Raw genomic sequence first — 18,070 nt, forward strand, 5'->3', positions numbered from 1 at the left:
ATCAGGCCGGCCGGTCGGGGCGTTCGAGTTCGCCGCGCTGGGCGGCCAGCAGCAGTTGTTCGCGCAGCTCGCGGGAGTGCCGACGGCTTACCGGCACGTCACCGAGGTCGGTGTGGGCCAGTAGCCCGCCCACCGAGTCGCTGCGCAACTCGCGCACTGCGTCCAACGCCAGCAGGTAACCGCGGTGAACCCGGACGAACCCGCTTCCTTCCCAGTACTCCTCCAGCCGGGAGATGGGCATCCGTACCAGGTGCGCCCCGCCGGGAGTGTGCAGTCGCACGTAGTCGCCGTTGGCTTCGACGTATTGGACATCGCCGCGTCGTACGTAACGGGTGCGTCCCGCCGTCTCCACCGGGAGGGCGGCCATGGCGTCGGGTACCCGTGCGGCCGGCCCGTTCTCGACCGGCGCCGCCACCAGCCGGGCCACCTTGGCGACCGCTGCCGACAACCGCTCGGCGGGCACCGGTTTGAGCAGGTAGTCCACCGCGCCGATGCCGAACGCATCGATCGCGTGCTCCTGGTGCGCCGTGACGAACACGATCTCGGGCCGCTCGGTCATCCTGGTCAACAGCGAGGCGAGCTCCATCCCGTTCAGGCCGGGCATGGAGATGTCCAGGAAAACCGCGTCGAAGCGGTCACCCTGGATGATGCGCAACGCACTCACCGGGTCCTCGGCGGGCACGACCTCGGCCACTTCGGGCACCTCGCGCAGCAGCCGGCACAGGTCGGCCAGCGCCAGCGGCGTGTCGTCCACGGCCAGGACGCGCAGTCCGCCACCCGTTGCTGTCATCACGGCATCACTCCCGGCTGGAATCTCGGTACGCGTACGACCACCCGGGTCCCGGCGTCCACCGCGGTCTGTACGACCAGGCCGTACCAGGCGCCGTAGACCTGACGCAGTCTGCGGTCCACGTTGGCCAGGCCGACGCTGTCGGGGCGGCCCTTCCCGGCGAGGATGGCCCTGGCCCGATCGGGCTCCATGCCAAGCCCGTCGTCCTCCACACTGATCACGCAATCGTTGCCTTCGGCCTGCCCGGCCACCTGCACCGTCCCGGCTCCCGAGCGCGGCTCGATGCCGTGCTTGATGGCGTTCTCCACCAGGGGTTGCAGCACGAGCACCGGAACAGCCACCCCCAGGACTTCCGGCGCGACCCTGACCTGCACGCGGAGCCGGTCGCCCAGCACGGCCCGCTGGAGGGCCAGGTAGGTCTCGATCGCCTGGAACTCGTCGGCGACCATCGTGTAGTCGCCGTGGCGCGCCAGGCTGTAGCGGGTGTAATCGGCGAAGTCGAGCATCAGGTCACGGGCGCGGTCGGGTTCCGAGCGGACCAGCGAGGCGATCACGGTCAACGCGTTGTAGACGAAGTGCGGTGAGATCTCCGCGCGCAGCGCCCGCAACTCCGCCTGGGCGGCCCGGTCCGCGGACTCCTCCAACAGGTAGCGCTCCAGCGCGTCGGCGACCCAGTCCGCGGCCTCGCGCACCGCCGAGGAGCGTGCGTCCCCGGCGGACACCATGACCCCGGCCAACTCGTCGCCGGCATGAACCGGGACCGCCAGCAACGGAGGTTTTCCCTGGGCGTACTCGGTGTGCAGCACGCTCTCGACCAGTGGTGCCACGGCGGCCTCGGCAGCGGGGCGCCCCGACCACACCAGGGCGCCCGACAGGTCGCCCAGCGCGACCCCGTCCACCCCCAGCAGCCGGCGCAGCCGACGGGCCGAGCAGCGGACGCCGGGACCGTTCAGGCCGTCCCTGAGCCCGTCCGCCACCGCACGTGCGGCACGCAGCGTCGCCATGGGTGCACCATGCGGAGTCGAGGAGCGCCACGATCGGTGCGGTCTGCCGCCTTTCGGGTGATCGGTGCGCGCCTGCATGGGTGTCCCAGCCTCGGGAATGTGATGAAGGAAATAGTAGATTGCGGGCTGCGGCACAGTGGGCCCGCGGTGACCGTTCGTCCCGTTCTGGGTGCCTTTTGTCGCGCATGGGGTACGCCTGATCGTGCCGGTCGTGTGCTGACGGCCTCTCGCGCCCTACGGTTGTCGTTACGGTATCGAGCATCACATATGTCGGGAGTTGACATGAGCAACGAGGTGTTGTCGAACCTGATGGGCGAGAGCGATTCCTTCCCCCCGGATCAGGACTTCGCCGCGCAGGCCAACGCCACCGCAGCGCTCTACGACGAGGCAGACGCGGACCGTGAAGAATTCTGGGCCTCCCAGGCGGGACGCCTGCACTGGGACACCAACTGGTCCCAGGTGCTGGACTGGTCGGACGCCCCCTTCGCCAAGTGGTTCGTCGGGGGCAGGCTGAACGTCGCCTACAACTGCGTGGACCGTCACGTCAACGACGGGCACGGCGACCAGGTCGCCATCCACTGGGTGGGCGAACCCGGGGACTCCCGCGACATCACCTACGCCCAGCTCAAGACCGACGTCTCCAAGGCTGCCAACGCCCTCGAATCGCTGGGGCTGCGCCCCGGTGACCGGGTGGCCATCCAGTTGCCGATGATCCCCGAGGCCATCGTCTCCATGCTGGCCTGCGCCCGGCTGGGCCTCACCCACAGTGTCGTGTTCGGCGGCTTCTCGCCCGCTGCGCTGCGCTCCCGGGTGGACGACGCAGCCGCTCGGCTGGTGATCACCTCCGACGGCCAGTACCGCCGCGGCAAGGCCGCCCCGATGAAGGAGAACATCGACGAGGCGCTGGCGGGCTCCGAATCGGTCGAGAAGGTCCTCGTCGTCAAGCGCACCGACACCGAGGTTCCCTGGACCGAGGGGCGCGACCTGTGGTGGCACGAGCTCGTTGACGCCCAGTCCGGCGAACACACCCCCCAGGCATTCGACTCCGAGCACCCGCTCTTCATCCTCTACACCTCGGGGACCACCGGGAAGCCCAAGGGCATCCTGCACACTTCCGGGGGATACCTGACCCAGGCCGCCTACACCCACAACGTGGTCTTCGACCACAAGCCGGGCAAGGACGTCTACTGGTGCACCGCCGACATCGGCTGGGTCACCGGGCACTCCTACATCGTCTACGGGCCCCTCGCCAACCGCGCCACCCAGGTCGTCTACGAGGGCACGCCCAACACCCCGCACGAGGGGCGGCATTGGGAGATCGTGCAGAAGTACAAGGTCTCCATCTACTACACCGCGCCCACCCTGATCCGCACCTTCATGAAGTGGGGTGCGCAGATTCCTCAGGGCTACGACCTCTCCAGCCTGCGCGTGCTCGGCTCTGTCGGAGAGCCCATCAACCCCGAGGCGTGGCTGTGGTACCGCGAGAACATCGGTGCCGGGAAGGCCCCGATCGTGGACACCTGGTGGCAGACCGAGACCGGCGCGATCATGATCTCTCCGCTGCCCGGGGTCACCGCCACCAAGCCCGGCTCCGCACAGAAGGCCCTCCCCGGCATCAGTGCCAAGGTCGTCAACGAGACCGCGACCGAGGTTGCGCACGGCTCAGGCGGTTACCTCGTCCTGGACAAGCCCTGGCCGGCGATGCTCCGCGGTATCTGGGGCGACGAGCAGCGTTTCCGCGACACCTACTGGTCCAGGTTCGCCGACGAGGGCTGCTACTTCGCCGGGGACGGCGCCAAGTACGACGCCGACGGCGACATCTGGCTGCTGGGCCGGGTGGACGACGTCATGAACGTCTCCGGGCACCGCATCTCCACCACCGAAGTGGAGTCCGCCCTGGTGTCGCACCCCAGCGTCGCCGAGGCAGCAGTGGTGGGCGCCTCCGACGAGACCACCGGCCAGGGAATCGTGGCCTTCGTGATCCTGCGCGGCAACGTCGTCGCGGACGAGGCGGGCAGCGAGGAGGCCATCGCGGCCCTGCGCAACCACGTCGCCAAGGAGATCGGCCCGATCGCCAAGCCCCGCCAGATCATGGTGGTGCCCGAGCTGCCCAAGACCCGATCGGGCAAGATCATGCGTCGGCTGCTGCGCGATGTCGCGGAGAACCGCGAGGTCGGAGACGTCACCACTCTGGCCGACTCCTCCGTCATGGGGCTGATTTCGGCCGGGCTCAAGGACGGCAAGTCCGCGGAGTAAAACTGCCGCCGCCCGGGAGCACAGGGGGCGTGTCAACCCGTAAGGGCGGCGCGCCCCCTGAGCGTTTTCACCAAACGTAGCCGGAAAAATGCTCTCTGTTTTCGGATCGCGTACAAAAACAATAAAAAGCCAACTATTGACAGCCAATGCCACACGAGTTCAGGCTTAGCTCGTGAACCTGTCAGACAGCTTGGTGTCAGGGTGACGTGCGCAAACGACCGGTCAGCGGATGCCGGCCGGCGGCCGACAGCCGTGACCTGAGAAGGAGTGTTCGCCGATGGAGCCAGGGTGGCCGCGATGCCGTTCATCGCGGCCACGCAAGCGATTTCTCTGAAGCAGGGAAACTTCATGGAAGCTCTGACCGAAGTGATCGAAGTGGTCAACAACCACTTCTGGACCTTTCTCGTCATCCCGGTGCTCGTCATCGTCGGCCTGTACTTCAGCGTGCGGTCCAAAATGGTGCAGGTCAGGATGCTGCCGCAGATGGTGCGCAGCATCGCGGCCAGTCCCGAGACCGCCCCTGACGGCAGGGCGTCGATCTCTTCCTTCCAGGCATTCGCGATCTCGGCCGCGGCCCGCGTGGGTACCGGAAACGTCGCCGGTGTCGCCATCGCCATCAGCCTCGGCGGACCGGGCGCGGTGCTGTGGATGTGGATCATCGGCCTCGTGATGGGCGCCGCCGCGTTCGTGGAGTCCACCCTCGCCCAGCTGTACAAGATCCGCGACAGCACGGGCTACCGAGGCGGTCCCGCCTACTACATGCAACACGGGCTCAACGCCCGCTGGCTCGGTGTCGTCTTCGCCGTCGTCATCATCTTCACGTTCGGCTTCGTGTTCAACATGGTCCAGGCGCACAGCATCACCTCGGCGCTCTCCACCTCCGTGGCCACGGCCAACGGCGGGACCGCCCCCTGGCTGGCCCCCCTCGTGGGCGTCCTGCTGGCGCTGCTGACCGGCGTCGTCGTCTTCGGCGGCGTGCGCCGCATCGCCGGCGTGGCCCAGACCGCCGTCCCCTTCATGGCGTTCATCTACCTGCTCATGGGCATCGTGGTTGTCGCGATGAACGTCGAGCGAGTGCCGTCGGTGTTCTCCGACATCGTCACCTCGGCGTTCGGCATCCGCGAGATCGGTGCGGCCGGGGTCGGGGCCGCGATCATGATGGGTATCCGACGCGGCCTGTTCTCCAACGAAGCGGGCATGGGTTCCGCGCCCAACGCCGGCGCGACCGCCGCGGTCAGCCATCCGGTCAAACAGGGCCTCGCCCAGACCCTCGGAATCTACTTCGACACCATGATCGTCTGCTCCATCACCGCGTTCATCATCCTGGTGTCCAACCCCGCCTACGGCGAAGGCGCCGGTGCGGAGCTGACCCAGACCGCGCTCCAGGCCAACCTGGGCACCTGGTCACTGCACCTGCTCACCTTCATCATCTTCCTGCTGGCCTTCACCTCAGTGCTGGGCAACTACTACTACGGCGAGTCCAACCTGGGCTTCCTGTCGGGCAACCCGCTCTACATCACCGTCTACCGCTTCCTCGTCCTCGTGATGATCTTCCTGGGCTCGGTGGCCTCCCTCGAACTGGTGTGGAGCCTGGCCGACGTGACGATGGGCGTCATGGCCATGATCAACCTGGCCGCCATCGTCCCGCTGGGGGGATTGGCGATGCGGCTGCTCAAGGATTTCAACGACCAGCGCCGCCAAGGGCTCGACCCCGTCTTCACCAGGGACCGCCTCCCCGGTGTCCGGGGAGTGCAGTGCTGGGAGCGCGAGCGTGTCCACCGAAACGACAAGACGGAGGAGACGGAGGAGACCGAGGCGGTCTGAGCCGCACCGGTGCTTCTCCCCGACCGGGCCGTGGAAACACCACGGGAACCCGCTCAGGGTCGGTTCAGGGGTAGGCCAGGGGCGTTCCCGATGTGATCTCCGGCCCTCAGAGGGCAGGCTTGGAACCATGAACGAGAACTTCGGCAAGAAGAGCTTCCGACGGAGCAAGAGCCAGCGCGTCCTGACCGGTGTGTGCGGCGGGATCGGCGCCTTCACCGGGGTGGACGCCAACATCGTCCGCCTCGCTTTCGCCGTCTTCACCCTCCTGGGCGGCAGCGGAATCCTGCTCTACCTCATCGCCTGGTTGCTGATGCCCGAGGAAGGCGCCCAGTCATCGGTCCTGGAGCACATCATCCGCAACTTCCAGGGCAAGGAGAGCAAGCTGTGACCTGGAGTCTGCGGGCACGGGGCGGGCGCGTCAGGCGCCTGCCCCGGGAGGTCCTGGAAAGGCTCGCACGATCGGGCGAGGGCGGCACGGGGACGGCCGACGAAGGAGAGCGGAGCCCGGGAAAGCCTACCCCCGGCCAGCACGGCGGGTCCGGGGGATAGCGCGCTACGCCTCGTTGACGCTTGGCTCCGGCCGGTGCATCAACTCGATGGTCCCGCGGGACAGCCGGGACCACGGCGCGATCAGCACCAACGCGCAGAGCGAGCCCAGAACGCCCGCCGTCACGATGACGGCCTGGATACCGACGACCCCCACCAGCAGGCTCGCAATCGCGATCCCGATGCCCTGTGCCACCTGCAGGCCGGCGGCGACCAGCCCGAACGCTAGCCCGCGGCCACCGGAGGGTACGCACAGCACGAATGCCGCGTTGGCCACGAACTGGTAGGCCGCGGCCATCCCGGAGACGACCAACGCCACCACCATGACCCACAGCGGGGGCTGGACCAGCCAGACCAGCAACGGCAGCGATGCGATCATCGCAAGCGGCCCGATCATCCGCATCCGGGTCTGCGGACTGATCAGCCTGGTCAGGACGAGGCCGCCGAGCACGGCGCCGATCGACGGGCCCGCCATGATCAGGCCGGCCGCGGCCGTGCCACCGCCGATCTCCGCCGCCAGCGGGTTGGCCAGACCGTAGGGAATCATGTACAGCCCTGCCAGCCAGGCGAACAGCGACAGGGTCCGCAGGCGGGCGTCGCTGAAGACCAGACACGTGCCCTCCTGGATGAGTACCAGCAGTCCGGGCCGCCTGTCGTCCTTGGCCTTGGCCGTCAGCGGAGGGTGCGCTCGCACCCCCACCAAAAGGATGAGCGCCGACAGCAGGAAGGCGAACCCGTTGTAGACGACGGCCGTTCCCGCGCCGACCATGACCATCACCGCGCCCCCGGCGACCAGGCCGACGAGAGTTCCTGCCTGCTGGGTCATCCCGATGATGGCCGACCCGGCCACATAGCGCTCGCCCTGGACGACCTCGGTCATGAGCGCAACCCGCGCCGCACCGTGCGGGATGGTCGGCATGATCGAACAGAAGAGCAGCACCCAGATACCCCACACGGGCATTCCCGGGATGCCGATGCACATCACCAAGCAGGCGCGGATCACGTCGCTGATCACCATGACCCGGCGCCGCGGGAAGAGGTCGGCAAGACCTGAGAGCAGAGGGCCGGCGATGATCGGCGGCAGGAAGGTCAGGGCCAGGGTCAGACCGGTCAGAAAAGCAGAGTCGGTCTGTTGGAAAACCAGTACCGTCACCACGATGTTGAGCAGGTAGTTGCCGGTCATCGACAGGGCGTGCGCCAACCACAGGGCCTGGAACTCCCGGACTCGCATCACATCGCGGTAGCTGCGGCGCCAGTCCGGTGAAGAGGCGTTTGGGGATTCGGTGTCGCTTTCGGGGGGTGTGGTTTCGTGTGCACCGTTGTTCTGGCGCGGGATTTCGAACTCGCGGCTGTCCGTACCCGGATCGCCCACCCTGACGGCCCCCTCGATTGTTTGCCCTGAAGTCACTCTCGGTTTCTGCTTGGTAACATAACGTTCCTGATCTGCGGCTGCTTACGCAAGCCGTTTGGTCAAATTCGTGTCTGAGTCGTTGTTATAGCTGGACGGCGACCGCTTTTGCGGTCATGATCTCCGCTCCCTTCCGGCCGACCGAGACCCACCGCCGTCCGGCCTCTTCGCTCCGGTCTCAGGCCCAGCCGAGCTCGTGCAGACGGTCGTCGTCGATCCCGAAGTGATGAGCGATCTCGTGCACGACAGTGATCCGAACCTCGTCCACCACCTCCTCCGCCGTCGTGCAGAACGCGCAGATCTCACGCCAATAGATGAAGATCTGGTCCGGCAGCACGCCTGCGTACCCGTCCCCCCGCTCGGTGAGCGGGATGCCCTCGTAGAGCCCCAGCAGACCGGGCACCGGGGGATCCTCGGAGACAGTGATCACGACGTTGTCGATATAGCGAGTCAGTTCTTGGGGAATGGTGTCGAGGGCGTCGGCGACTAGCTCCTCGAACCTGGCACGGGATATTTCGACCACGTCTCGTATTGTGCGGCATGAGGGCGCGCGCGAGCGGCGCCTCGGGGGTGTGGGGCCTGGTCGGCCCCGGGCCGACGGCTGCGAGGGCGGCGTCGGACTGGAAGGGAGATGCGGTGAAGGTGGGGGCGGTCCTGGCCAGGATCCGGTCGGCTGTGCGGCCCACGCGGGTACGCGCGCTTCTGCGCAGGGCCAGGGACGTGCGCCAGACCCGGACCTGGCAGGTCACCGCGGTGCTGGTCGCGACCCTGGCCGGTGGATGGATCGGCCTCTCCCTGGGAGGCCACGTCCTGACGCCCATCGGTCCCGCCGACGTCAACCTCAGCGTCAGCCCTTCACTGCGCGGGGAGACCGTCCTCAACGTCGCCCCCCTGGGAAAGCTGTCCTTCGAGACGCACGCCACCCCACTGCGCTTCGAGGCCACCATCGCCGAGATCCGGCTCGCCGCCGCCCAGGAACTGTTCGAGAACCCGGAGGCGATCAACCGGCTCGGCGCCAGCATCGGATCAGATCTCAAAAAAGGCGTCACCGCGTTGGCGGTCCAGACCGTGCTGTTCGCCATCGGCGGGGCGGCCGTCGTCGCGCTCCTGGTCTTCCGCGACTGGCGGCGGACCCTGTTCAGCGGCCTCACCGCCCTCGCCACGCTCCTGGGAGCGGCGGGGCTGAGTTACGCCACCTTCAACCCGGGAGCGATCGCCGAGCCTCGCTACACGGGCCTGCTGGCGGGCGCACCCCAGGTCGTCGGCAGCGCAGAGGACGTCATCAACCATTTCTCCGAGTACCAGACCCAGCTCGCGGGTCTCGTCGGCAACGTTTCACGGCTGTACGAGGTAACCGCCGCGCTGCCGGTCTACGACGACGGGGGCTCCACCATCCGGGTGCTGCACGTCTCCGACATCCACCTCAACCCGGCCGCCTGGAACGTCATCCGCTCGCTCACGGAGCAGTTCCAGGTGGATGTCATCGTCGATTCCGGGGACCTCACCGATCGGGGCAGCACCGCCGAGGACGTCTTCGCCGACGAGATCGCCGGGCTGGAGGCCCCTTACGTATGGGTGCGCGGCAGCCACGACTCGATGGGGACCCAGCGTGCGGTGCAGTCCCAGCCCAACGCCGTGGTCCTGGACGACGACATCGAGGAGGTCGCCGGACTGCGGTTCTACGGAGCGGGCGACCCACGCTTCACCCCCGACCGCGCCCTGGGCAACCCCACCAACGCCGAGGTGGTCAGGATCGGCTCCGAGCAGGCGCGCAGCATCGTTGACGCGGAGCCTCCCGTGGACGTGGCGGTCCTGCACGATCCGCTCCAGGCGCGTGGCTTCAGCGGCGTGGTCCCGTTGGTGCTCGCAGGCCACGGCCACAATCGCCGCAGCGATGTCGAGGAGACCGGTACCCGGTTCTTCATCCAGGGGTCAACCGGCGGTGCCGGGCTGAGCAACCTCGATCGCGGGTCCGACACGCCCACGCCGTATGAGGCATCGGTGCTCTACTTCGACGCCGAGACCAAGCGTCTGCAGGCATGGGACGACGTCACCCTGGGCGGGCTGGGGCTGACCTCGGCCCAGATCGAGCGGCATATCGAGGAGGACCCGGATCGCCCCATCACCACGGCTACCGCGTCTCCCGCCCCCATCCCTTCCGACTCTCCGGAACCGTCCGGGTCGCCTTCGGGCTCACCTTCCCCCGCGGCCTCCCTCTCACCTGCGGGTTCGCCCCAGTGAGCGGGTTCGCGCAAACCACTTTGGCACTTGCCCCCAATCTCCCCTATAGTTAAGCCCGTCCCCGACGGCAGACGAAACCGGGAAATGACGATTAGTCGTCGTCGAGGCCCCCATCGTCCAGCGGCCTAGGACGCCGCCCTTTCAAGGCGGTAACGCGGGTTCGAATCCCGTTGGGGGTACTAGCTCGGTTCGAAGTACTGCTGAGGGTCTGGCAGAATAGAGAACAGAGCGAAGGACGCGAAACACCTGATAGAATCGGGTTAACGCGAACAAAGCGGAAAAAAAGAATAGCAAGGTCCTGTGGAGCAGCTTGGAGTGCTCGCCACCCTGTCAAGGTGGAGGCCGCGGGTTCAAATCCCGTCAGGACCGCTTGATACACCGTGTGGTGTACCTGAGGCCAGGTAGCTCAGTCGGTACGAGCGTCCGCCTGAAAAGCGGAAGGTCGCCGGTTCGACCCCGGCCCTGGCCACACAGAAAAACGCACGAAACGCCCGAGACCATTGCGGTCTCGGGCTTTTTTGATGAGGGCGTGGTCAACCCGGGGTGTACCCGGTTTCCGGCAGAAGCAGCTCCGCTCCAGGGCCACGCGCCGCGGCGGGGCCGGCCCCAGTCTCTTGACGGCGGATACGGCATCACTGGCACCCTTCAGGGCGGATCGGTAAAGTCTCCCCCCACATCACGCCGACAGAAAAAGATGATGTGACTTCACCTGCTCTCTCCCCCGAAGCCAAAGCCGCTCTCCTGGAGCTGCGTCAGTGGCGAAGAACCCGACCGGTTGAGACCGCATCCGCAGAGGAACGCGCGCGGTCCCTCGACCAGGTGGTCAACATCTGTACTCGACTTGCCCGCTACGGACCCCCGGCCGTTCAGGAGCAGGTCCGAGCCGAAGCCGAGCGGCACCGCCGCGAAGCCCGGGCGCTCAGGGAAGAGGCAACGCTCCCGGACACATGAGCGGCGCTGTACCGGGCCCGGGGCAACGGTCGCCCAATGCGCCGGGGCCGCGTCTCGCGCCCACTGCCGACGACGAGTGGTCACGCCCGCTGAGCAGCGGTGACGGTTCGGGAGAAAAGCCGCCGTTCACCGGGAGGGCGAAGTGCTTGTGGCCGGGGGCGGCGAGAACGGCGGATATGCCGGGGCCGCCCGCTGGTGCTTTCCCTCGTCGGCCAGCGCGGCCCGGACCGTGGGGTAGACGGAGAGGCTGAGGTCCAGATTGGTGATGCGCAGGACCAGGGCCGTTTGGGCGGGGGGTTCGGCCAGGCGCAGCCGCACGCCCAGTTCGGAGGCGCGGTTCTGCGTGGTGACCAGGACCGAGAGGCCGGATGCGTCGCAGAACAGCACGCCGGACAGATCCAGGACCAGCAGTCCGGTGTCGGGGCGCAGGAGGTTCGCCAGACGTCTGCGCAGCGCCGGGGCGGTGCCGTTGTCGATCTCTCCTTCGATCCTGGCGACGGTGCGACCGGGGCGGCGCATGACCGACAGCCGCGCCGTGCAGAAGTACCCGGTGCCCTTCGTGGATTCGAGGACCTTCACAGCGCTTCCCGAGGACGCGGTAGGGCCGACGAACCTCCGGTGGAGCCGTTGCTCCCCAGGTGTCCGCCTTCGGATTCCCATGCCGTCTCTTCTGCGGTCGCGGCGTCCCGGAGGCGGTTGACGTTGGCCAGGATGTCCGGTGCGTGGACGGTGTTGCCGTTCATGCCTGCCATGGCCGCGGCCGCGTGTGCGGTTGCCGGCTCGGTGGTGGCAGGAACGACCATCAGGTCGAGTCGGTCACCGGAGAGGGAGGTCGCGATCAACAGGTCGTGCGGAAAACCGGTGAACCAGAAGACGCGGACGGTGTGGCCGGCGACCTCCACAACCTTGGGGTGATCGTCCCAGTCGTCGGGGCCCACGAGGATGTGGGTGGTCGAATCGAGCCGGTCGTCCAGGGCGCGCACAAGGCCGGGGAGTTCGGTGTCCAGTCGGCGGGAGCGGGGCCACCAGCTTCCGTCCAACAGGGGCCGGTGCGATGTCGCCGGCTCCAGCCACAGCCTGGGGGCCGACGGTGCCGGCCCGGAGCCCGTTGACGTGTGTTCTGCGACTGTGCTGTTCACAGTGTTCCTCCCGTCGTCTGGAAATTGTCCGTGCAGGGACAGCTTCGCTGTGGTCGTCAACCAACGGGGGAAGAGAGACCAGTGGCCCGGAGGTTCTGGTCGGGGGCCTGGTGGCCGGTTGTGCGTGGGGGCGTCCGCGGGTGCGGGACCACGGTGGGAAGTCCTGCGACCGTGGAGCATGACGCCCCCTTCAAAGCGGATCGGTGCGGCGGGTCCCAGCCGGGGATCGCCGACGTCTCCTGTCTACTCCGACACTACGCTCATCGTCGCCTGATGAGGAGGTTTCCGCAGAACAGATCGTGTTTGTTGGGTCTGTAACAGGTGGGGCGGCGAACTGTTCGGACGAAACCGCCGCCCCACGGTCACGTGTCGTTCTTTGCGATCGTCCCGGTGTGGAGGGCGTGACCCTTGTGCCCGATCCACCGTCCCGGCCCTCTGAGCCCGGTCTCCCGGAAGAACTGGCGACCGCTGAGGAAGGCGATCCCGGGAGCTGCCAGCAGTCCCAGGAAGAGTAGGGCGCCGCTCGGTCGGCCGTCCGGTCCCGGGGCCAGGGCGAGGTAAGCGGTGACCGCGCAGCACAGGGCGGTCACGATGAGGAGTACCGCCCACATCGCGCGAAGGGCCCGGGTGCGGCTTGTGCTGAACAGTCGGTACTCCAGGGTCATCCCGCAGGTTCCGCACGTGGCCTCCGCCCGTGCCGTCCGCCCGGGCTCACGGGTGATGGGGATGGGCCAGATCTCTGGCTGCGGTAGGGCGACGGTCGGCCCCGGTCCGGAGGACACGGTATGGGCGAGGTGGTATCCGGGGTCGGGGCGCGTGGAACTGGGCATCGCGGTTCCTCGTTTCTTCGGGGGTGTCCACTGTCGTGGTCCCGGCTGCACCGCAGGCTGCTCCCGGGGCCCGACCGCGCGGTTCTCGTCGTGTCGTGTTTCAACGGCTCGTCCCCTACCCCGTTTCGGGCGTGGAATCCGAGTGCTGTCAACCTCCGGGAAACCCGGCCGAGTCGGCGCGGGCAGCGGTGGTCGTGTCCACCGGGACGCCGACGGTGCCGGTAGGGGCATGTACCGGTGCCGGACGGGCGTGGGGCGGCAGTGGTGCGGCGGGACCGTTGGCGGTCGGTGTCCACCAGTGGTGCGGGGTGTTTGCGCGTGCGGCTGTGGGGGGTGCTGCTCGCGTCCGTGGGCTAGTCGGGCAGCTGCTCGGAGATCTGGCCGATCCACGTCGTGACCTGGCTACGGTCGTAGCCGCGCAGCACCACGTCGAATGTCGTGTCCACGGCCTCGGCGCGGCTGAGCGGGGGGACGTCTGAGGCCGCGTTGACGGTGTCCTGGGCGCGCTGGACGAACTCGTCAACCTGGTTGCGGTCGTAGCCGCGCAGGACCACGTCGAAGCCCGGGGGCTCCCGTTTCGGGCGCGGCGCGGCTGGTTCTTCCTCGGTCGCGTGTGCGCCGGTGTTGGCGGCGAACCACGCTTCGACCTGGCCGCGGTCAAAACCGCGCAACACTACGTCGAACTCGATCCGGCCGTGGAGATAGTGCGCCCACTCGGAGGATTCGGCGGGTTCGTTGCTCCGGGAGTCCAGAACCGCGGCGACGGCGGTGGTGACCTGGTTGCGGTCGTAGCCGCGCAGCACCACGTCGAACTGCGGACTCTGCACGTCGTCCTGTTCAATGCTGACCATCTGCACCCTTTCCGGGTTTTTCGACAATCCAACCACGTCCCTGGCGACAGGCATCTGAGAGCAGGCGTCCGTCCCGTCCGCCATGCTGTCCTGGCCACAACCGGACGGTTGGAGGCGGTGGAGGCCGGAGCCGAATTCGCGGGCACCGGTCGGGAGGAGAGAGCCTTCGTGAGGGGGAGCAGGCGGTGGCGTGCCCGGCAACAGGAGCTCGGAGGTCGGTTCGAGAGGCAGAGGGGCATCGGACGGATACCCGGATGGTCGGGCTACCTCGTCCTCCGGTGCACCGTGCTCGGTGCGGCGTCACGGTCCCCTGCGACTCCCGGACAAGCCGGTGGCCCCTCCGAGGCCGTCGTCATTTCCGGGTGGAGGCCCCACCGGGGCCGCGCTGCGAGCCGGTCCGGTCATTCGGCGGGGTCGTCGTCGCCCTGCTTCCCGGTCATCGCGGCGCCGAGCGCGATACCGATCCCTGCTCCGAGAGCGATCCCGATGCCGATGCTGTCCAGGGCGGTTCCCAGGGCGATCCCGATGGCCACCCCCAGGAGCATTCCGACGCCGAGCGCCTGGTTCTTCGCCATTTCGCCTGTTCTTTCTCGTAGCCGGCTTCCACCTGTCTCCGACGCCCTGACCAGCAGAACGGTTGCATCGAGGTTGCTCCGGGCCGGGCCAGCGGGCAGCATCGTGTCCAGACGACCGGTGGAGTAGGGGAAATTGAGCTATCGATATGCGACCGAGCGCGCCGACCACGGTGACCTGGCCGGTGGCCGGGTTCTCCGTTCGGCTCCCGGCTACCCCGGTTTCCCGGTGAGGCTGGCCTCGGAGCTGGCCCAGCGGGCCATGGCCCGCTTGCCGGAGCGCCCGCTGACGCTGTGGGACCCCTGCTGCGGGGGCGGCTACCTCGCCACGGTCACCGGTCTACTGCATCGTGCCCGCTTGGGGCGAGTGCTCGCTTCCGACATCTCTTCCGACGCCGTGGCGCTCGCGGGGGAGAACCTGGGGCTGCTGTCGGAGGAAGGGCTGGCCCGGCGTGCGACCCAGGCAAGGGAGCGGGCGGCCGCCTTCGACAAGCCCGGTTACCTGGCCACCGCCGAGAGTGCCGAGCGGTTGGCCCGCGACCTCGTGGAGCGCGGCGGTGATCTCGCACATACGGTGTTCGAGGCGGATGCCTTCGCTCCGCCGTCCCCCGGCGGGCCCGTGGACCTGGTCCTCACCGACGTGCCCTACGGCGACCTCACCCATTGGTCCGCGGTGCCGTCCGGTGCCGACCCCGTCACCGCGCTGTTGCGTGCGCTCGCCACCGTCCTGCCCGGTCACGCGGTCGTCGTCGTCACCGCCCGGACGCGCAAGATCGTCCTTCCCGAAGGCGTCGCCGCCCTGGAACGGATACGGGTGGGCAATCGGGCCGCGGTTCTGGTGCGCGCGGCGGAACTGCGGTGATCCCGGGCCGTGGGCGCGGTGGCCTTCCCGGGTGCCGTGTCAATGGTTGTCGAGGGCGGCGGGGGCAGGGGCGCGTCCGGTCCGTCGCGGTCGGGTCACCCCGGTCATACGCAAGCGGGCCGCGCGCAGGGTTTCCACGGTCAACGGGTAGTCGTACAGCAGCGTTTCGTAGTGCCCCAGGGTCTCCAGCACCGTCGTGAACGGGATGCCCCGTGGTTCCAGTACGTCGTGCATCCAGTGCAGGAACCGCACGAAGAGCTCGGTGTTGGCGACGTAGAGCGAAACGGCGAGGAAGTCCACGAGGTGCCCCAGGTCCTCGACGGTGCGGTCCCGGGCCTCTACCCGGTGGAGCCCCAGCTCCGGGTGGTCCTCTGTCAACCGCTGGACGGTTTGGGCGATCAGCTCGCCGCGGCGGCGCAGCAGACTGGCGTACTCCGAATGCGAAGGAAGCACCGTGGGGGAGGTGTGCACGTTGGTGCGGGGATACACGCCCCGTTCCAGCACCTGGGCGGCCTCGCGGGCGCTTCCCGCCCAGGCGTCGGCGTCCAGCAGGCGGGCCCAGGTGTCGTCGGGACCGAAGCCCCGTCCGCCCACCAGTACCGGCAGGCCCATCCGCCGGCATGCCTGGATCATCCGGTGCGCTTTGGGCAGCCGGGTGGACAGCGAACAGCTCAGCGCGACGACCTGCGGATTGTGTTCCTGGAGGTAGGTGATGAGCCTTCCCTCCGGAACGCTCGTACCGAGAAAGGCCACCTCCCAGCCGCGCAGGCGCAGTACATCGGCCACCAAGCGGGCGGGGAGCGCGTGCCACTCGCCGTCCACGCAGGCCACGACGATCCGGCCGAGGCTGGGTGGCGGCACGCGCTGGTGCAGCACCTCGGCCACGAGTGTGTCGAGTACCCGTTCGCTCACGTGAGTGGCCGCGTGTTCACGGGCCACCGACCATTCGTTGGTCTGCCACAGCCAGCCCACGCTCAATTGTGCGGAAGCGATGACGTCCAACAGGATCGACTCGATCGGCCACCCTTGTGCCAGGGAGTCGCGCAACAGTGCGAGGGCTCCGGCCTCGTCGGCCTCGCCCAGGCGTTCCAGGTATCGCACGGAGAGCCGGCCGGCCTCGTCGAGTCCGTCCGATGGGTGAAGCGCTGCTCCCGAGGAGCTCAATGGGTCCCGTCCGCCTGGATGGCCAGGATCGCTATGTCGTCGTGCACACCGTCGCGCAGCCAGTCCCCGACGACCTGTTCGATTCGCTCGGCCACCGCGCCCGCGGGCATCCCGGCGCAGTCGGCCAACAGCGCGTGCAGACGTTCTTCGCCGAACATCTCCCGCTCCGGCAGGTCGTTGCGGGCCTCGGTCACACCGTCGCTGTACAGCAGCAGCATGTCGCCGGGGGCGAGCGTGAAGGAGGTGGTCGCGAACACGGCGTCGGGGATCGCGCCGACGATCATCCCGGGAACCGCGATCTCCTCCACGGTGGCGTCGGCGTGCAGCACCAGCGCCGGCAGATGTCCGCCGCCGGCCAGGACGACATCGAGCCCGCCGGAGCCGTTGTGGGTTGCCTGGCCGAGCGCCAGGGTGGTGAACCGTTCGTTCGCGTTGTCCACGAGGACCTGGTTGAGCATTTCCACGAGTGCGCGAGGTCGCCGCTCCACCAGTTTGAGGGCGTTCAGCGACTGGCGGACCAGGCCGGACAGCGCGGCGGCCTCGACGCCTTTGCCGCACACGTCGCCGAGGAGGAAGTCGATGCCTTCGGGCGAGGCGGAGACCTCGTAGTAGTCGCCGCCGATCAGTTCCGCGCCGAGCGCGCAACGGTACGCCGACCCCAGGGAAACACCGTGGGCCCGGGGCAGGGGGAGCGGGATCAGGCTCGCCCGCAGGGTCTCGGCGGTACGCGACTGGTAACGGTAGAGCAGGGCGGCGCTCACCGCGGCACCGACCCGGTCGCAGTACTCGCGCAACAGGCCGATGTCGTGGTCGTCGAAACCGGCGTGCCCGAACGCGCGGACGAACAGCATTGCTCCGATCACCCCGGTGCTGCCGTGCACCGGCAGTGCCACCATCGCCCCGGGAGGGGTGGAGGATTCGGGGAGCAGGTCGGCGGTGTCGCTGGGCCACGGCTCGGTCAGGGGTGCGTCACCGCTCAGTACCGCCGCCAGCCACTCCAGCCGGTCCGCTGCGCTCACGCGGAGGTGTCCCGAGGCCGGGGTGCTTGCGGTGTCCGAGGCGCTCCAGCGCGACCAGCCGACGCCGAAACCGGGTTCGACGGTGAAGTGCAGGCAGGTGGTGGCGATCTCGGGGACCGGGATCTGTACGGAGTGCTGCACGACGCGCTCGTACTGGAGGGAGGCGTTGAGGCGACGGGCGGACTCGCTCAGGAACTCCGCGCTCGGCGGTCCGGTCCGATGCGACTCGGAGGCCCGCAGGTACCAGGCGCTGCGTCCGCCGTTGAGGGGGCGCTGCCGTGCGGTCAGGGAAACGCCGTCGAGCACGCCGTGGAAGACGTCCGGGCCGCCGCTGAGGTGTCCCAGCAGGCTGCGGTGCACGTCGCCGCCGATGTGTACCGAGGGCAGCAGTTCCGGGGCGGTCCCGTGCAGGCTCTGCACCACTCCGCGCCGGTCGCACACGACGACCGCGTCGCTGACCCCCGACAGCACTTCGTTGAGGATGCGGGGGGCTACGGCTCCCAGACGGGCGTGGTCAACGCGTGGACCGATCGGGTTGACCGAGTCCCTGGCATGGCTCGGAGGAGTCGTCTTGGAAGAGTCGGAGTAGTTCATGTGCCTCCGTCACAATGGG

General features: G+C 68.3%; 17 protein-coding genes and 3 tRNA genes. 9 read left to right on the forward strand and 11 right to left on the reverse strand.

The window, feature by feature from the left end; all coding sequences use genetic code 11:
- Position 1: 1 nt before the first annotated feature.
- Together AC0VYP_RS01125 and AC0VYP_RS01130 are read right to left on the reverse strand one after the other, a co-directional pair.
- The gene (locus AC0VYP_RS01125) at positions 2–790 is read right to left on the reverse strand and encodes a LytR/AlgR family response regulator transcription factor (RefSeq protein WP_285761630.1); all 789 of its coding nucleotides are present in this window, start codon (positions 788–790) and stop codon (positions 2–4) included.
- Positions 790–1,794: a sensor histidine kinase gene (locus AC0VYP_RS01130; protein WP_285761629.1), complete on the reverse strand. Its 1,005-nt coding sequence runs from the start codon at positions 1,792–1,794 to the stop codon at positions 790–792. Before AC0VYP_RS01130 ends, AC0VYP_RS01125 begins: the two co-directional genes overlap by 1 nt.
- A gap of 282 nt (positions 1,795–2,076) precedes the next feature.
- On the opposite strand from AC0VYP_RS01130, the gene acs reads away from it, so the two are divergent.
- From acs to AC0VYP_RS01145, 3 genes are all read left to right on the forward strand, one after another.
- The gene (gene acs, locus AC0VYP_RS01135) at positions 2,077–4,050 is read left to right on the forward strand and encodes an acetate--CoA ligase (RefSeq protein WP_475472107.1); all 1,974 of its coding nucleotides are present in this window, start codon (positions 2,077–2,079) and stop codon (positions 4,048–4,050) included.
- A 348-nt stretch (positions 4,051–4,398) separates the two neighbouring features.
- Positions 4,399–5,874 carry an alanine/glycine:cation symporter family protein gene (locus tag AC0VYP_RS01140; protein ID WP_285761627.1) on the forward strand — a complete coding sequence of 492 codons (1,476 nt, stop codon included), beginning with the start codon at positions 4,399–4,401 and terminating at the stop codon, positions 5,872–5,874.
- A 127-nt stretch (positions 5,875–6,001) separates the two neighbouring features.
- Positions 6,002–6,262 (forward strand): PspC domain-containing protein, encoded by a 261-nt coding sequence (locus AC0VYP_RS01145; RefSeq protein WP_285761626.1) that lies wholly within the window; start codon positions 6,002–6,004, stop codon positions 6,260–6,262.
- 165 nt (positions 6,263–6,427) lie between these two features.
- Here the strand turns inward: AC0VYP_RS01145 and AC0VYP_RS01150 are convergent, their stop codons facing one another.
- The gene (locus tag AC0VYP_RS01150) at positions 6,428–7,828 is read right to left on the reverse strand and encodes an MFS transporter (RefSeq protein ID WP_475472108.1); all 1,401 of its coding nucleotides are present in this window, start codon (positions 7,826–7,828) and stop codon (positions 6,428–6,430) included.
- A 178-nt stretch (positions 7,829–8,006) separates the two neighbouring features.
- On the reverse strand, positions 8,007–8,351 hold the full coding sequence (locus tag AC0VYP_RS01155) for a metallopeptidase family protein (protein WP_285761625.1): 345 nt from the start codon (positions 8,349–8,351) through the stop codon (positions 8,007–8,009).
- Positions 8,352–8,470: 119 nt separating this feature from the next.
- Between AC0VYP_RS01155 and AC0VYP_RS01160 the strand changes: the two genes are divergently transcribed.
- The 5 genes from AC0VYP_RS01160 (at position 8,471) to AC0VYP_RS01180 (ending at position 11,020) form a co-directional block, all read left to right on the forward strand.
- Complete coding sequence (locus AC0VYP_RS01160; protein ID WP_475474136.1) at positions 8,471–10,069, forward strand: metallophosphoesterase family protein; 1,599 nt, start codon at positions 8,471–8,473, stop codon at positions 10,067–10,069.
- A gap of 106 nt (positions 10,070–10,175) precedes the next feature.
- Positions 10,176–10,248, forward strand: a tRNA-Glu gene (locus AC0VYP_RS01165).
- A 115-nt stretch (positions 10,249–10,363) separates the two neighbouring features.
- Positions 10,364–10,438 (forward strand) — tRNA-Asp (locus AC0VYP_RS01170).
- A 26-nt stretch (positions 10,439–10,464) separates the two neighbouring features.
- A tRNA-Phe gene (locus AC0VYP_RS01175) sits at positions 10,465–10,538 on the forward strand.
- A gap of 230 nt (positions 10,539–10,768) precedes the next feature.
- The gene (locus tag AC0VYP_RS01180) at positions 10,769–11,020 is read left to right on the forward strand and encodes a hypothetical protein (protein ID WP_475472109.1); all 252 of its coding nucleotides are present in this window, start codon (positions 10,769–10,771) and stop codon (positions 11,018–11,020) included.
- Between the two features lie 126 nt (positions 11,021–11,146).
- Here AC0VYP_RS01180 and AC0VYP_RS01185 read toward each other — a convergent pair whose 3' ends face one another.
- The 5 genes from AC0VYP_RS01185 to AC0VYP_RS01205 form a co-directional block, all read right to left on the reverse strand.
- Entirely contained in the window at positions 11,147–11,599 is a 453-nt protein-coding gene (locus AC0VYP_RS01185; RefSeq protein WP_475472110.1) for an STAS domain-containing protein, read from the reverse strand.
- Positions 11,596–12,159 carry a DUF5994 family protein gene (locus AC0VYP_RS01190; RefSeq protein ID WP_285761621.1) on the reverse strand — a complete coding sequence of 188 codons (564 nt, stop codon included), beginning with the start codon at positions 12,157–12,159 and terminating at the stop codon, positions 11,596–11,598. The genes AC0VYP_RS01185 and AC0VYP_RS01190 overlap by 4 nt, the downstream gene beginning before the upstream one ends.
- Before the next feature lie 362 nt (positions 12,160–12,521).
- Positions 12,522–12,989: a hypothetical protein gene (locus tag AC0VYP_RS01195; RefSeq protein WP_285761620.1), complete on the reverse strand. Its 468-nt coding sequence runs from the start codon at positions 12,987–12,989 to the stop codon at positions 12,522–12,524.
- A gap of 353 nt (positions 12,990–13,342) precedes the next feature.
- Positions 13,343–13,840, reverse strand: coding sequence for a DivIVA domain-containing protein (locus AC0VYP_RS01200; protein WP_475472111.1), 498 nt, complete (start codon positions 13,838–13,840; stop codon positions 13,343–13,345).
- 401 nt (positions 13,841–14,241) lie between these two features.
- Positions 14,242–14,415, reverse strand: a complete 174-nt coding sequence (locus tag AC0VYP_RS01205) for a glycine zipper domain-containing protein (RefSeq protein ID WP_285761618.1) — start codon at positions 14,413–14,415, stop codon at positions 14,242–14,244.
- 133 nt (positions 14,416–14,548) lie between these two features.
- On the opposite strand from AC0VYP_RS01205, the gene AC0VYP_RS01210 reads away from it, so the two are divergent.
- The gene (locus AC0VYP_RS01210; RefSeq protein ID WP_285761617.1) at positions 14,549–15,274 is read left to right on the forward strand and encodes an rRNA methyltransferase; all 726 of its coding nucleotides are present in this window, start codon (positions 14,549–14,551) and stop codon (positions 15,272–15,274) included.
- 39 nt (positions 15,275–15,313) lie between these two features.
- Here the strand turns inward: AC0VYP_RS01210 and AC0VYP_RS01215 are convergent, their stop codons facing one another.
- A complete protein-coding gene (locus tag AC0VYP_RS01215) occupies positions 15,314–16,438 on the reverse strand; it encodes a cobalamin B12-binding domain-containing protein (RefSeq protein WP_475472112.1) in 1,125 nt (374 codons plus the stop codon).
- Positions 16,435–18,051, reverse strand: coding sequence for a PP2C family protein-serine/threonine phosphatase (locus AC0VYP_RS01220; RefSeq protein WP_475472113.1), 1,617 nt, complete (start codon positions 18,049–18,051; stop codon positions 16,435–16,437). The genes AC0VYP_RS01215 and AC0VYP_RS01220 overlap by 4 nt, the downstream gene beginning before the upstream one ends.
- Positions 18,052–18,070 lie beyond the last annotated feature (19 nt).

It is taken from the genome of Nocardiopsis sp. iso_186, from assembly GCF_056173365.1.